This is a genomic window from Pseudomonas sp. MBLB4136 (genome assembly GCF_051904765.1).
Lineage (GTDB): Bacteria > Pseudomonadota > Gammaproteobacteria > Pseudomonadales > Pseudomonadaceae > Aquipseudomonas.
The window spans coordinates 96,243-109,348 of the sequence record NZ_CP196713.1 but is presented as its reverse complement, the minus strand read 5'-3'; the positions used below and the strand labels follow the sequence as shown (position 1 = coordinate 109,348).

Genomic DNA, 13,106 nt, shown 5'->3' with positions numbered 1-13,106 from the left:
GGCGGTTGGAGCGCATTCCGTACTGCGCCGCGAGGCCCTGACGGCCGCTAGCCGCGACGTCTATCCCCGCAGAGCCCCGACATGAGCAGCAACCAGGAAATCCGCCCGGACATCGACGACGGCATCGACCGCAAGGTGCTGACGCAGCTGCGCGCGCGCTTTCTCAAGGTCAACGACGGCCGCCTGCAGCGCGCCCTGCAGGCGCTGTCGAGCCGCCAGCAACTGGTCCTGCGCCTGCTGCCGTTGCTGTTCCACGTCAACCACCCGCTGCTCCCCGGCTATGTCTCGGGCCTGACCCCGGCCGGGCTGTCCGGCTTCGAGCCCGATGACGCCCTGCTCGCCGAGGCGCAACGCCTGACCCGCTCCTTCGCCTACAAGCCGCGCCGCGGCCCGACGCCGCAACCGATTCACGGGCTGTTCCTGATGGGCAGCCTGGGCACGGTGGCCCAGGCCGAGCAGAGCGACATGGACCTGTGGGTCTGCCACGCCCCGGACCTCGCCCCCCAGGAGCTCGCCGAGCTGGGCAAGAAATGCACCCTGCTCGAGGCCTGGGCCGCGACCCAGGGCGCCGAGGCGCATTTCTTCCTGGTCGACCCGGCCCGCTTCAGCATCGGTGACCGCGACGCCCAGCTGACCTCGGACGACTGCGGCACCACCCAGCACTACCTGCTGCTCGACGAGTTCTACCGCTCGGCGATCTGGCTGGCCGGGCGCACGCCGCTGTGGTGGCTGGTGCCGGTGTACGAGGAGGCGCGCTACCACGACTACACCTGCGCCCTGCTGAGCAAGCGCTTCATCCGCGCCGAGGAGGTACTCGATCTCGGCCACCTGGCGCGCATCCCGCCGCAGGAGTTCATCGGCGCCGGCATGTGGCAGCTGTACAAGGGCATCGAATCACCCTACAAGTCGGTGCTCAAACTGCTGCTCACCGAGGTCTACGCCAGCGAGCATCCCCAGGTCGAATGCCTGTCGTTGCGCTTCAAGCAGGCGGTCTACGCCAACCGCCTGGACCTCGACGAATTGGACCCCTACGTGCTGGTCTACCGGCGCCTGGAGGAGTACCTGAGCGGGCGCGGCGAAACCGAGCGCCTGGCCCTGGTGCGGCGCTGCCTGTACCTGAAGGTCAACCGCAAGCTCAGCCGCGCGCCGCGCGACTCGCGCAAGAGCTGGCAACGCCTGCTGCTCGAGCGCCTGATCGACGAATGGCAGTGGGACACCCAGCAGCTGGCGATGCTCGACAGCCGCAGCCAGTGGAAGCTGCGCCAGGTCAGCGCCGAGCGGCGCATGCTGGTCAACGAGCTGACCTACAGCTATCGCTTCCTCTCGCAATTCGCCCGCCGCGAGCAGGCCGGCAGCTCGCTCAATCGCCGCGACCTCGGGGTCCTCGGCCGGCGCCTGTATGCCGCCTTCGAGCGCAAGGCCGGCAAGATCGAGATCATCAACCCGGGCATCGCCCCGGACCTGGGCGAAGACATCCTCACCCTGGTGCACTGTCCGAGCCCGCACGCACCCAAGGACAATCAATGGGCGCTGTTCCGCGGCAGCCTGGGCGCCCAGGAGTGGACGGATTTCGCCCCGCTCAAGCGCGCCGGCGAGCTGATCGAGTTGCTCGCCTGGTGCCACCGCAACGGGGTGATCGACAGCGGCACCCGGCTGTCGCTGCACCCGGGCAGCAGCGACCTCAGCGAGTCCGAACTGAACAACCTGCTGGGCAGTCTGCAGCAGGCCCTGCCGCTGCCCCTGGCGCCGCTCGAGGAAACCGCGCTGCTGCGCCCCAGCGCGCCATGCGAGGTCCTGTTGCTGGTCAATGTCGGCCTCGACCCGCTGCGCCAGCACAGCCAGATGGACCTGCACATGACCAGCGAACGCACCGATGCGCTGGGCTACTCGGGGACCCGGGAAAACCTGATTCTGACCCTCGATCAGGTCAGCCTGAACAGCTGGAACGAGTTGACCGTGCGCCGTTACACCGGGCCGAACGCCCTGCTCGAGTGCCTGCGCGGCCTGCTCGACAGCCTGCCGGCCGCCGCGGCCAAGCCGCGCCTGCAGGTGCGCTGCTTCTGCCGCAACCGCGCTATGGCCATCGCCGAACGGGTCGACGGCCTGTTGCGCGATATTCTCCAGCACCTCAGCGCGAAGCAGCGCAACCGCTACCTGCTGCAGATCCAGCAGCACTACCATGTGCTCGAACTGCTCCCCGGCCAGACGCGCCACACGGTGCTGCACGACCTGCCCGCGCTGCTCGCCCACCTGGGCAACCCGCAGCCGGACTACAGCCCGCTGCACCTCGACCGCAACGCCCTGGAGGGCGAAGACCTGGCGCTGATCCTGCCCCTCGGCCGGCCCCAGTGCATCCAGGTGTTCTACCGCCTGCACGAGAGCGAGGCGACGGCGGAGCTGACCGTGCTGGACGAGCACAACGCGCTGTGGCGCCAGTCGGTGCCGTTTCACGACGAACAGAGCCTGCTGAACCCGCTGCAGCGCTTCCTGCGCGCCTTCCTGTACCGGCGCAACGCTGTGCTGCCGCTGGACAGCCCGGTGCCGCAGGCGCCGCCGGAAGTGCTCTACTACCAGGTGCTGCCGGCCGCGCCGCTGCGCGCGCAACGCCTGGAGCGGCGCCCGCCGCCGCAGGCACCGGTCAACCATCCGTTCTATGACGTCCAGGCGATAGTCGAGCCGGCCGCAGGACGACGCCCCAGCGTCACCCTGTACTGCAATCATCGCGAGTTTTCCGAGCTGGAATACCGCGGCGGCCTGTTCGCCGCCGCGGCCCGCCACATTCTCGCCCAGCGCCGCACCGGCGAGCGCTATCGCTGCTACATCACCGACCTGGACCTGTCCGCGGTGCTCGGCAACGGCCAGGCCCAGACCATTCAGTACCTGCGCTACAAGGCCGAACTGGAAGCGGCGCTGAACAGCGCCCTGGAACGGGCCTGAGCGCACCTGGGGTCCGGTTAGCGCCGGCACCGGGCGCTCAACCCTGGCGGCGATACTCGCCAGCGGCCTCGGGCTGGTACTCCACCGCCAGCAGGGCCAACTTCAGCGGCTTGCCGCCCGGCCCCACCCAGTCGATGTGCTGGCCGACGCTGAGGCCGAGCAAGGCGCTGCCGACCGGGGCGAGGATCGACACCCGGCCCTCACTGCCGGCATCCTGGGGATAGACCAGGGTCAGGTGATAGTCCTTGCCAGTGCTCTGCTCACGACAGTGCACCCGCGAATTCATGGTCACCACCCCGGCCGGCACCTCGTCGTGACCGACCACCTCGGCGCGATCCAGCTCGGCCTGCAGGGCGACGGCGCCCGCGCCGAAGTCCTCCAGGCTGTCGAGCAGACGCTCCAGACGCTGCAGGTCGAGGCGGGTAATGGTGATCGGCGGTGCGCTGTTCATGGTCGTGCGGATCTCCTTGTCGGGAGGCGAAAAAAGCAAAACCCCGCCAGGACGGCGGGGTTTTGCGAGTGATTTCGAGCGACCGTAACACAGCCGGGCAATTAAACAAGACCAGCCGGTCAGCGCCGCGCCTGCAGGCGCGCCTGGGCCTCCTGGCAGATCAGCCGGCGCCGCGCATTGTCGGCGCGGCCCCATTCGAGGATCTCCGCCAGCAGCCGCCCGCAACCCATGCACATGTCCCCAGGGTCCAGGCAGCACTGGCGCCGGCACGGCGAGGCGACCACCTCGGTTGCGGCGCCTCGCGCCTCAGAGTTCGTCGAACTCAAGATCGGCCCCGGCCTGGTCGAGGGTGATGCGCGCCAGCATCTCGCCGAGCTGCTCGTCGCTGCTGTCGCAGATCCAGCGTTCGCTGGCCGCGTCGTAGTCGAAGTGGAAGCCGCCGGAGCGGGCCGCGACCCACAGCTGGCGGATCGGCTCCTGGCGGCTGAGGATCAGCTGGCTGCCGTTCTCGAACCGCACGGTCAGCACCCCGGCGGAGTTCTCCAGGTCGAGGTCCAGGTCGCTGTCATCGAAGATGTCTTCCACCGCTTGCTGCGTGGCGTCGACCAGGTCGTGAAAGCGGGCTTCGGTCAAACTCATTGGGCTGTCCTCGGAATAATTCGGGTCTATCAGGCGGGCTCTGGAGGCGCCGACCAGTACGGCGGGCGATCACGCCAGGCTGCAAGGCCTGGTCGGCGCACAGTTGCCGCACCGGCCGCCGGCCTGTCGCCTCCGGCAACTGGCGGAAGGATAAACCGACTTCGCCCAACTGGCGCCCCTGTTTTAGCGGCCGGCGACCGCGCGGCCGCGCGCACGGTGCATTTGCCCGGCGATTCGGCGCCTGCTCGGCGAGGCCTGGCGAACAGCGGCAAAGCCCCGCCGGACGGGAATCCCAGCGCATAGGCAAGGCCTCGGGGGGCCGGTATACTCCGGGCCAATCATGCTTTTTTACAAGGATTTCCCCATGAAGCGGCTGCTAACTGCCCTCATTGCGCTCGTCGCCGTCACCTCCCTGCTCGCGGGCTGCGGCCAGAAAGGCCCGCTGTACCTGCCGGACGACAGTCCTTCCGCCTCCACGCAAGACGAATAAGGACGGCTCATGGAAGTCTTCAACTACCGCGACGGCGAGCTGTTCGCGGAGGGCGTGGCCTTGTCCGCCATCGCCCAGCGCTTCGGCACGCCCACCTACGTCTACTCGCGCGCGCACATCGAGGCGCAGTACCACGCCTACGCCGATGCCCTGCAGGGCATGCCGCACCTGGTCTGCTTCGCCGTCAAGGCCAACTCCAACCTGGGCGTGCTCAATGCCCTGGCGCGCCTCGGCGCGGGCTTCGACATCGTCTCCCGGGGCGAACTGGAACGCGTCCTGGCCGCCGGCGGCGAGCCTGGCAAGATCGTCTTCTCCGGTGTCGGCAAGAGCCGTGACGACATGCGCCGCGCCCTGCAAGTAGGCGTGCACTGCTTCAACGTCGAGTCCACCGACGAACTGGAACGCCTGCAGCAGGTCGCCGCCGAGCTGGGCCAGACCGCCGCCATTTCCCTTCGGGTCAACCCGGACGTCGATGCCGGCACCCACCCCTATATCTCCACCGGGCTGAAGGAAAACAAGTTCGGCATCGCCATCGCCGACGCCGAGGCGGTCTATGCCCGCGCCGCCGCGCTGGCGAACCTGGAGGTGGTTGGTGTCGATTGCCATATCGGCTCGCAGCTGACCAACCTGCCACCCTTCCTCGATGCCCTGGATCGCCTGCTGGGGCTGATCGACCGCCTCGCCGAACAGGGTATTCAGATCCGGCATCTGGACCTGGGTGGCGGCCTCGGCGTGCAGTACCGCGACGAGCAGCCACCGCTGGCCGGTGACTACATCAAGGCGGTGCGCGAGCGCCTGGCCGGTCGTGACCTGGCCCTGGTGTTCGAGCCGGGCCGCTCGATCGTGGCCAACGCCGGCGTGCTGCTGACCCGCGTCGAATACCTCAAGCACACCGAGCACAAGGACTTCGCCATCGTCGACGCGGCGATGAACGACCTGATCCGCCCGGCCCTGTACCAGGCCTGGATGGACGTGGTGGCGGTGCAGCCGCGCGACGGCGCCGCCCGCGCCTACGACATCGTCGGACCAATCTGCGAGACCGGCGACTTCCTGGCCAAGGAACGCGAGCTGGCCCTGGCCGAGGGCGACCTACTGGCGGTGCGCTCGGCCGGCGCCTACGGCTTCGTCATGAGTTCCAACTACAACACCCGCGGCCGCGCCGCCGAGGTGATGGTCGACGGCCAGCAGGCCTTCGAGGTGCGCCGCCGCGAGCCCCTCGACGAACTCTTTGCGGGCGAAAGCCGCCTGCCGGAGTGACCTCGATGCTATTGCGCTTTACCAAGATGCACGGTCTGGGCAACGACTTCATGGTCCTCGACCTGGTCAGCCAGCACGCGCACATCCAGCCGAAGAACGCCAAGCAGTGGGGCGACCGCCACACCGGGATCGGCTTCGACCAGCTGCTGATCGTCGAGCCGCCGAGCAACCCGGACGTCGACTTCCGCTACCGCATCTTCAACGCCGACGGTTCGGAAGTGGAGCAGTGCGGCAACGGCGCGCGCTGCTTCGCCCGCTTCGTGCTGGACAAGCGCCTGACGGTGAAGAAGCAGATCCGCGTGGAGACCAAGGGCGGCATCATCGAACTGGACGTGCGTAACGATGGCCAGGTCAGCGTCAACATGGGCGCGCCGCGCCTGGAGCCGCAGCAGATCCCCTTCCAGGCCGACTACGAGGCGCTGAGCTATCCGGTGCAGGTGGACGGGCAGACGGTCGAACTGGCCGCCGTGTCCATGGGCAACCCCCACGCGGTGCTGCGCGTGGACAGCGTCGACAGCGCGCCGGTGCATGAACTGGGGCCGAAGCTCGAGCATCACCCGCGCTTTCCACAGCGGGTCAATGTCGGTTTTCTCCAGGTCATCGACCGCCAGCGCGCGCGCCTGCGGGTGTGGGAACGCGGCGCCGGCGAGACCCAGGCCTGCGGCACCGGCGCCTGCGCCGCGGCGGTGGCGGCGATTCGCCAGGGCTGGATGGATTCGCCGGTGCAGCTCGAGCTGCCCGGCGGGCGCCTGTCCATCGAGTGGGCAGGCCCCGGCCAGCCCGTTATGATGACCGGGCCCGCAGTCCGCGTCTTCGAAGGACAGGTTCGCCTATGACCGACCAGCAGAGCTCGCCCAAGCCACTCGATTCGGAGACGGTCGCCGCCTACCTGCGCCTGCATCCGGAATTCTTCATCGACCACGACGAGCTGATCCCCGAGCTGCGCATTCCCCATCAGCGCGGCGACACCGTGTCGCTGGTCGAGCGCCAGGTCAAGCTGCTGCGCGAGCGCAACATCGAGATGCGCCACCGCCTGTCGCAGCTGATGGACGTGGCCCGGGAGAACGACCGGCTGTTCGACAAGACCCGCCGCCTGGTGCTCGACCTGCTCGATGCCGGCAGCCTGGAAGAAGTGGTCAGCGCCGTCGAGGACAGCCTGCGCAGCGAGTTCAAGGTGCCCTTCGTCAGCCTGATCCTGTTCAGCGAAACGCCGCTGCCGGTCGGCCGCACGGTCAGCGGCGCCGAGGCGCACCAGGCCATCGGCGGCCTGCTGGCCGGCGGCAAGACCATCTGCGGGGTACTGCGCAAGCATGAACTGGCGTTCCTGTTCGGCGCCGAGGACGCCGAGCAGGTCGGCTCGGCCGCCGTGGTGGCCGTGGCGCACCAGGGCCTGCACGGCGTGCTGGCCATCGGCAGCGCCGACCCGCAGCACTACAAGAGCTCCCTCGGCACCCTGTTCCTCGGCTATATCGCCGAAGTCCTGGCCCGCGTACTGCCGCGCTTCGCCACCCCGCTGCGCTCGGTGCGCTAGCCCGCGCCCGACGCGGGGTCGCTGCCGCTCAGCTCCAGCACCACGAGAACCCCGTATGAAGCTCAGCTGCACCACGCCCATCCTGCGGATATTCGACGAGGCCAAGGCCCGCGCCTTCTACCTCGACTTCCTCGGCTTCCGGGTCGACTGGCAGCACCGCTTCGAACCGGGCCTGCCCCTGTACCTGCAGATTTCCCGGAGCGGCTGCGTGCTGCACCTCTCCGAGCATCACGGCGACTGCTGTCCCGGCGCGGCGCTGCGCATCGAATCCGACGACGTGCAGGCGCTGCACCAGGAGCTGCTGACCAAGGACTATGGCTATGCCCGGCCGAGCGTCGCGCAGATGCCCTGGGGCAGCTGCGACATGCCGATCTGCGATCCCTTCGGCAATCGACTGATATTCACCAGCTCGGCCGGCGGCTGAGCCGCCCCGTCGGGAGCCTCCATGCACAGCCACCTCGACGCCTACCTCGAACACCTGCGCAGCGAGCGCCAGGTGTCCGCCCACACCCTGGACGGCTATCGCCGCGACCTCGGCAAGCTGCTGGCATTCTGCGAGGCCCAGGCGCTGCCCGCCTGGACCGCCCTGGATAGCCGCCAGCTGCGCCGCCTGGTGGCCCAGTTGCACCAGCAGGGGCAGTCCGGCCGCAGCCTGGCGCGCCTGCTCTCGGCGGTGCGCGGCTTGTACCGCTACCTGATCCGCGAGGGCCTGGCCGAACACGATCCGGCCAGTGGCCTGGCCCCGCCCAAGGGCGAGCGCCGCCTGCCCAGGACCCTGGACGCCGACCGCACCGCGCAATTGCTCGACGGCGCGGTGGAGGACGACTTCCTCGCCCGGCGCGACCAGGCCATGCTCGAGCTGTTCTACTCCTCGGGGCTGCGCCTGTCCGAGCTGGTCGGCCTGAATCTCGACGGCCTCGACCTGACCGAGGGGCTGGTGCGGGTCTGCGGCAAGGGCAACAAGACCCGCGAACTGCCACTCGGGCGCATGGCCCGCCAGGCCCTGGAACAATGGTTGGCCCTGCGCGCCCTGGCCGGCCCCATCGACGGCGCGCTGTTCATCAACCAGCAGGGCCGGCGCCTCGGCCCGCGCGCCGTGCAGTTGCGCGTGCGCCAGGCCGGGGTGCGCGAGCTCGGCCAGCACCTGCACCCGCACATGCTGCGCCACTCCTTCGCCAGCCACCTGCTGGAGTCCTCCCAGGACCTGCGGGCGGTGCAGGAGCTGCTCGGCCATGCCGACATCGCCACGACCCAGGTCTACACCCACCTGGACTTCCAACACCTGGCCACGGTGTATGACCGTGCTCACCCCCGGGCCAAACGCAAAGGCGGCGCAGAATGACCATCGAACTGATCACCTTCGACCTCGACGACACCCTGTGGGACGTGACCCCGGTGATGCAGGATGCCGAAGCGGCGCTGCGCAACTGGCTGACCCTGCACGCCCCGCGCCTGGGCGCCATGCCGGTGGATCACCTGTGGACCATTCGCGCCCAGCTGTTGGATGACGAGCCGGCGCTCAGGCACCGCCTCAGCGAACTGCGTCGGCGCATCCTGTTCAACGCCCTGGAGAGCGCCGGCTACCCCCATGAGGACGCTGCCACCCTGGCCGAATGTGGCTTCCAGGTATTCCTCGCCGCGCGCCATCAGGTCGAGCTGTTCGCCGAGGTGCATCCGACCCTGGAAGCCCTGGCCAGCCGCTTCAAGCTCGCGGTGATCACCAACGGCAACGCCGATGTGCGCCGCCTGGGCCTGGCCGACTATTTCCAGTTCGCCCTGTGCGCCGAGGAGCTGGGCGTCGGCAAGCCCGACCCCAAGCCCTTTACCGAAGCCCTGGCCCGCGCCGGGGTGAAGGCCGAGCACGCGGTGCATATCGGCGATCACCCCAGCGACGACATCGGCGGCGCCCAGGCCGCCGGCCTGCGGGCGATCTGGTTCAATCCCGAGGGCAAGGCCTGGCAGGCGGCCGGCACGCCGGACGCGGAAATCGCCAGCCTGGCCGAACTGCCGGCGCTGCTGCAGCGCTGGTCCTGAGCCCGGGCGCCGGCGAGGCATAAAAAAGCCCGCCGGCAGGCGGGCTCTGACAGCGCGGCGCAGCCCTCAGATGGGGCGGCTGCCGTACTTGTTGTCGGGCTTCTTGGGCGGGTCGGAGACCACATTGGGCTCGACCTCCTGCACCTTGCCGCCGCGCGCGAGAAATTCTTCCATGGCGCGCGCCAGGGCATCGCGCTCCTTCTGCTTGGCTTCGACGCTCGGCAGTTCTTCGGCGTCGGCCGCGGCCTTGCTCTTGGCCTTGCTCTTGACCGGCGTTGCCGCCTCGTCGTCGCCGTCATCACCGCTGTCGCCGGTGTCCGCTGCGGCCAGCTCCTCGCCGTCGTCCTCGTCGGCCCCGTCCAGGTCGTCTTGTTCCAGATCGTCGTCGCTCATGTTCAACCTCATGACTTGCAAAAGCAGGTTAGTTATAGCCCAGCTGCGTAACCTATCGCACACCGCCGGAAAATTTCCAATGCCCTTGCCCGCTACCACAGCCGGGGGCAAGTCGCCTCCAAGGCGCCGCTGCCAGCGGCAGCGTGCTCAACGACGGGCATTCTAGCGTGCCGTGAGAAAAAACAAAGGGCGCCCGAAGGCGCCCCCGTGGAAAGCCCGGCCGATCAGGATTTGGTGAACTCCGGATAGGCTTCCATGCCGCATTCGGCGAGGTCCACACCTTCGTATTCTTCCTCCTCGCTGACCCGCAGGCCGATCACCGCCTTGAGGATCGACCAGACGATCAGGCTGGCGACGAAGACCCAGGCGAAGATGCAAGCGATACCCAGCAGCTGAGCGCCGAGACTGGCATCGCCGTTGGTCAGGCAGACCGCCAGCAGGCCCCAGATGCCGACCACGCCGTGCACCGAGATGGCACCGACCGGATCGTCGATCTTCAGCTTGTCCAGACCGAGGATCGAGAACACCACCAGCACGCCACCGACCCCGCCGATCAGGGTCGCCTGCATCGCGCTCGGGGTCAGCGGCTCGGCGGTGATCGCCACCAGGCCGGCCAGGGCGCCGTTGAGGACCATGGTCAGGTCGGTCTTGCCGAACAGGATGCGCGCCACGATCATCGCCGCGATCAGGCCGCCGGCGGCCGCCATGTTGGTGTTGACGAACACCTGGGCCACCGCGTTGGCGTCCTCGACGGTGCTCATCTTCAGCTGCGAGCCGCCGTTGAAGCCGAACCAGCCCATCCACAGGATGAAGGTGCCGAGGGTCGCCAGGGGCAGGTTGGAACCGGGGATGGCGTTGATCTGGCCGCCGGCACCGTACTTGCCTTTACGCGCACCGAGCAGCAGGACCCCGGCCAGGGCGGCAGAGGCACCGGCCATGTGCACCACACCGGAGCCGGCGAAGTCGAGGAAACCGGCCTCGTTGAGGAAGCCCGAGCCCCACTTCCAGAAGCCCTGCACCGGGTAGATAAAGCCGGTCATGACCACCGCGAAGGCGAGGAACGCCCACAGCTTCATGCGCTCGGCCACCGCACCGGAAACGATCGACATACAGGTGGCGGCGAACACCACCTGGAAGAAGAAGTCGGAGCGCGCCGAGTAGTAAGGCGCATCGTCAGCGCCGCCGAGCACCGCGTCGGCGCCATTCTCCGCGCCGAGCAGGAAGCCCAGGCTCGGCAGGATGCCGCCCTCCGGGCTGGAGTACATGATGTGGTAGCCGATCAGCAGGTACATGACGCTGGCGACCGCATACAGGGAGATGTTCTTGGTGAGAATCTCGGTGGTGTTCTTGGCCCGCACCAACCCCGCCTCGAGCATGGCGAAACCCGCCGCCATCCACATCACCAGGGCGCCGCAGACCAGAAAATAGAAGGTATCGAAACCGTACTGCAAAGCAGTCAATGCCGTGTTGTCCATGATTCACCTCTTGCCGTGACGCGTCATCGCGCCGTTCGGTTAGGGCGCCCGCCCAGATGACGGACGCGCTCCGTGTGCTTACAGGTTGTAGCCACGCTCGTTGTGCAGGGCGAGGTCGAGACCGACCGTCTCCTCCTCGTCGCTGACGCGCAGGCCCATTACCAACTCAATCACTTTCAGGATCAGGAAGGTCAGCACCGCGGTGTAGACCACCGTGAAGACCACGCCCTCGACCTGTACCCAGAGCTGCGCCGGGATGTTTTCCACCTCGCCGAAGCCCCCCAGGGCCGGTGCGGCGAACGCACCGGTAAGAACGGCCCCGACCATGCCGCCGACCGCATGCACGCCGAAGACGTCCAGGGAGTCGTCATAACCCAGCTTGCGTTTCAGGCTGGTGGCGCAGAAGAAGCAGATCACCCCGGACGCCAGGCCGATCGCCAGGGCGCCCATGGGCCCCGCGGTACCCGAGGCCGGGGTGATCGCCACCAGGCCCGCCACCGCGCCGGAGGCGATGCCCAGCACGCTGGGCTTACGGTGGGTGATCCACTCGGCGAACATCCAGCCCAGGGCCGCCGTGGCCGTGGCGATCTGGGTGACCAGCATGGCCATGCCCGCGGTGCCATTGGCGGCCACCGCCGAGCCGGCGTTGAAGCCGAACCAGCCGACCCACAGCATGCTCGCGCCGATCAGGGTGTAGCCCAGGTTGTGCGGCGCCATGGCGGTCGTCGGGAAGCCCTTGCGCTTGCCCAGCACCAGGCAGGCCACCAGGCCGGCGATCCCGGCATTGATGTGCACCACGGTGCCACCGGCGAAGTCCAGCACGCCCCAATCCCACATCAGCGCGCCGTCACCGCCCCAAACCATGTGCGCGATGGGCACGTAGACCAGGGTGAACCAGATCGCCATGAACACCAGCATGGCCGAGAACTTCATACGCTCGGCGAAGGCACCGACCATCAGCGCCGGGGTGATGATGGCGAAGGTCATCTGGAAGGTGATGAACACGCTCTCCGGCACGCCCGCCACCAGGCTGTCGAGGGTCAGACCGGTTAGGAAGGCCTTGGACAGGCCGCCGACGAAGGAATTGAAGTTGACCACCCCCTGCTCCATGCCGGTGGTGTCGAACGTCATGCTGTAGCCGTAGACCACCCACAGCAGGCTGATCAGGGCACAGATGGCGAAGCACTGCATGAGCACCGACAGCACGTTCTTGGAACGCACCATGCCCGCGTAGAACAGCGCCAGACCGGGTATGGTCATGAACAGGACCAGGACGGTCGCGACCAGCATCCAGGCTGTATCGCCGCCGTTCAGGCCTGCCTCGTCGGCCAGGGCAAGGCCCGGAACGAGAGACAATAGGGCTCCTAGCCCTGCGAATGTTCGCAGAGTCATGGTTTAACTCCTGGGGCTTTGGGGGGTTCGAAGGGCGCTTAGATCGCGTCGGTATCGGTTTCGCCGGTACGGATGCGGATGGCCTGCTCCAGGTTGACCACGAAAATCTTGCCGTCACCGATCTTGCCGGTGTTGGCGGCCTTGGTGATGGCCTCGATCACGCGATCCAGTTGGTCGTCGGCGATGGCCACGTCGATCTTCACCTTCGGCAGGAAATCGACCACGTATTCGGCGCCGCGGTACAGCTCGGTGTGACCCTTCTGCCGACCGAAGCCCTTGACCTCGGTGACGGTAATGCCCTGCACGCCGATCTCCGACAGTGACTCACGGACGTCGTCCAGCTTGAACGGCTTGATGATGGCAGTGACTAGCTTCATGTAACTTTCTCCCGTGTAAGGTGGACTTGCCCCAGGAATTACGAACCCGGCTCAAGTCTATGCGCAGTGCCTGGCTTTTGTAATGCATCGACCGCCCTAACTCGGCCGCTACGGCACCAATCTCCGTCAA

General features: G+C 67.7%; 15 protein-coding genes. 8 read left to right on the top strand and 7 right to left on the bottom strand.

What is annotated here, in order from left to right; all coding sequences use genetic code 11:
* Positions 1-81 precede the first annotated feature (81 nt).
* A complete protein-coding gene (locus tag ACSX1D_RS00515; protein ID WP_439860515.1) occupies positions 82-2,937 on the top strand; it encodes a class I adenylate cyclase in 2,856 nt (951 codons plus the stop codon).
* 37 nt (positions 2,938-2,974) lie between these two features.
* On the opposite strand, the gene rnk is transcribed toward ACSX1D_RS00515, so the two are convergent.
* The 3 genes from rnk to cyaY form a co-directional block, all read right to left on the bottom strand.
* The gene (gene rnk / locus ACSX1D_RS00510; protein WP_439860514.1) at positions 2,975-3,388 is read right to left on the bottom strand and encodes a nucleoside diphosphate kinase regulator; all 414 of its coding nucleotides are present in this window, start codon (positions 3,386-3,388) and stop codon (positions 2,975-2,977) included.
* Between the two features lie 119 nt (positions 3,389-3,507).
* Positions 3,508-3,672 carry a DUF1289 domain-containing protein gene (locus ACSX1D_RS00505; protein WP_208710092.1) on the bottom strand — a complete coding sequence of 55 codons (165 nt, stop codon included), beginning with the start codon at positions 3,670-3,672 and terminating at the stop codon, positions 3,508-3,510.
* Positions 3,673-3,694: 22 nt separating this feature from the next.
* On the bottom strand, positions 3,695-4,027 hold the full coding sequence (cyaY, locus tag ACSX1D_RS00500; RefSeq protein ID WP_208707872.1) for an iron donor protein CyaY: 333 nt from the start codon (positions 4,025-4,027) through the stop codon (positions 3,695-3,697).
* Positions 4,028-4,391: 364 nt separating this feature from the next.
* Here cyaY and lptM point away from each other — a divergent pair, with 364 nt between their 5' ends.
* From lptM to ACSX1D_RS00465, 7 genes are read left to right on the top strand one after another with little or no spacing between them, the layout of a single operon-like run.
* Positions 4,392-4,517, top strand: a complete 126-nt coding sequence (gene lptM / locus ACSX1D_RS00495) for an LPS translocon maturation chaperone LptM (RefSeq protein ID WP_208707871.1) — start codon at positions 4,392-4,394, stop codon at positions 4,515-4,517.
* A gap of 9 nt (positions 4,518-4,526) precedes the next feature.
* Positions 4,527-5,774: a diaminopimelate decarboxylase gene (lysA, locus tag ACSX1D_RS00490; protein WP_439860513.1), complete on the top strand. Its 1,248-nt coding sequence runs from the start codon at positions 4,527-4,529 to the stop codon at positions 5,772-5,774.
* A 5-nt stretch (positions 5,775-5,779) separates the two neighbouring features.
* Positions 5,780-6,610 carry a diaminopimelate epimerase gene (gene dapF, locus ACSX1D_RS00485; RefSeq protein ID WP_439860512.1) on the top strand — a complete coding sequence of 277 codons (831 nt, stop codon included), beginning with the start codon at positions 5,780-5,782 and terminating at the stop codon, positions 6,608-6,610.
* Positions 6,607-7,305 carry a DUF484 family protein gene (locus ACSX1D_RS00480; protein ID WP_208707868.1) on the top strand — a complete coding sequence of 233 codons (699 nt, stop codon included), beginning with the start codon at positions 6,607-6,609 and terminating at the stop codon, positions 7,303-7,305. The genes dapF and ACSX1D_RS00480 overlap by 4 nt, the downstream gene beginning before the upstream one ends.
* Before the next feature lie 55 nt (positions 7,306-7,360).
* Positions 7,361-7,729, top strand: coding sequence for a glyoxalase superfamily protein (locus ACSX1D_RS00475; protein ID WP_439860511.1), 369 nt, complete (start codon positions 7,361-7,363; stop codon positions 7,727-7,729).
* 21 nt (positions 7,730-7,750) lie between these two features.
* The gene (xerC, locus tag ACSX1D_RS00470) at positions 7,751-8,647 is read left to right on the top strand and encodes a tyrosine recombinase XerC (protein WP_439860510.1); all 897 of its coding nucleotides are present in this window, start codon (positions 7,751-7,753) and stop codon (positions 8,645-8,647) included.
* A complete protein-coding gene (locus ACSX1D_RS00465) occupies positions 8,644-9,339 on the top strand; it encodes an HAD family hydrolase (protein WP_439860509.1) in 696 nt (231 codons plus the stop codon). The genes xerC and ACSX1D_RS00465 overlap by 4 nt, the downstream gene beginning before the upstream one ends.
* Before the next feature lie 66 nt (positions 9,340-9,405).
* Here the strand turns inward: ACSX1D_RS00465 and sutA are convergent, their stop codons facing one another.
* The 4 genes from sutA to glnK form a co-directional block, all read right to left on the bottom strand.
* Complete coding sequence (gene sutA, locus ACSX1D_RS00460; RefSeq protein ID WP_439860508.1) at positions 9,406-9,732, bottom strand: transcriptional regulator SutA; 327 nt, start codon at positions 9,730-9,732, stop codon at positions 9,406-9,408.
* A 224-nt stretch (positions 9,733-9,956) separates the two neighbouring features.
* The gene (locus tag ACSX1D_RS00455) at positions 9,957-11,207 is read right to left on the bottom strand and encodes an ammonium transporter (RefSeq protein WP_208707863.1); all 1,251 of its coding nucleotides are present in this window, start codon (positions 11,205-11,207) and stop codon (positions 9,957-9,959) included.
* Positions 11,208-11,285: 78 nt separating this feature from the next.
* Positions 11,286-12,599, bottom strand: coding sequence for an ammonium transporter (locus ACSX1D_RS00450; protein WP_439860507.1), 1,314 nt, complete (start codon positions 12,597-12,599; stop codon positions 11,286-11,288).
* 38 nt (positions 12,600-12,637) lie between these two features.
* Complete coding sequence (gene glnK / locus ACSX1D_RS00445; RefSeq protein ID WP_003096476.1) at positions 12,638-12,976, bottom strand: P-II family nitrogen regulator; 339 nt, start codon at positions 12,974-12,976, stop codon at positions 12,638-12,640.
* Between the last annotated feature and the right edge of the window lie 130 nt (positions 12,977-13,106).

Excerpts from the sequence above, each read along its gene's own strand:
- ACSX1D_RS00455 (WP_208707863.1), bottom strand. The coding sequence starts at position 11,207 with ATGGACAACACGGCATTGACTGCTTTGCAGTACGGTTTCGATACCTTC.
- glnK (WP_003096476.1), bottom strand. The coding sequence starts at position 12,976 with ATGAAGCTAGTCACTGCCATCATCAAGCCGTTCAAGCTGGACGACGTC.
- ACSX1D_RS00480 (WP_208707868.1), top strand. The coding sequence starts at position 6,607 with ATGACCGACCAGCAGAGCTCGCCCAAGCCACTCGATTCGGAGACGGTC.
- ACSX1D_RS00465 (WP_439860509.1), top strand. The coding sequence starts at position 8,644 with ATGACCATCGAACTGATCACCTTCGACCTCGACGACACCCTGTGGGAC.
- lptM (WP_208707871.1), top strand. The coding sequence starts at position 4,392 with ATGAAGCGGCTGCTAACTGCCCTCATTGCGCTCGTCGCCGTCACCTCC.
- sutA (WP_439860508.1), bottom strand. The coding sequence starts at position 9,732 with ATGAGCGACGACGATCTGGAACAAGACGACCTGGACGGGGCCGACGAG.
- lysA (WP_439860513.1), top strand. The coding sequence starts at position 4,527 with ATGGAAGTCTTCAACTACCGCGACGGCGAGCTGTTCGCGGAGGGCGTG.
- cyaY (WP_208707872.1), bottom strand. The coding sequence starts at position 4,027 with ATGAGTTTGACCGAAGCCCGCTTTCACGACCTGGTCGACGCCACGCAG.
- ACSX1D_RS00515 (WP_439860515.1), top strand. The coding sequence starts at position 82 with ATGAGCAGCAACCAGGAAATCCGCCCGGACATCGACGACGGCATCGAC.
- ACSX1D_RS00450 (WP_439860507.1), bottom strand. The coding sequence starts at position 12,599 with ATGACTCTGCGAACATTCGCAGGGCTAGGAGCCCTATTGTCTCTCGTT.
- dapF (WP_439860512.1), top strand. The coding sequence starts at position 5,780 with ATGCTATTGCGCTTTACCAAGATGCACGGTCTGGGCAACGACTTCATG.
- xerC (WP_439860510.1), top strand. The coding sequence starts at position 7,751 with ATGCACAGCCACCTCGACGCCTACCTCGAACACCTGCGCAGCGAGCGC.
- ACSX1D_RS00475 (WP_439860511.1), top strand. The coding sequence starts at position 7,361 with ATGAAGCTCAGCTGCACCACGCCCATCCTGCGGATATTCGACGAGGCC.
- rnk (WP_439860514.1), bottom strand. The coding sequence starts at position 3,388 with ATGAACAGCGCACCGCCGATCACCATTACCCGCCTCGACCTGCAGCGT.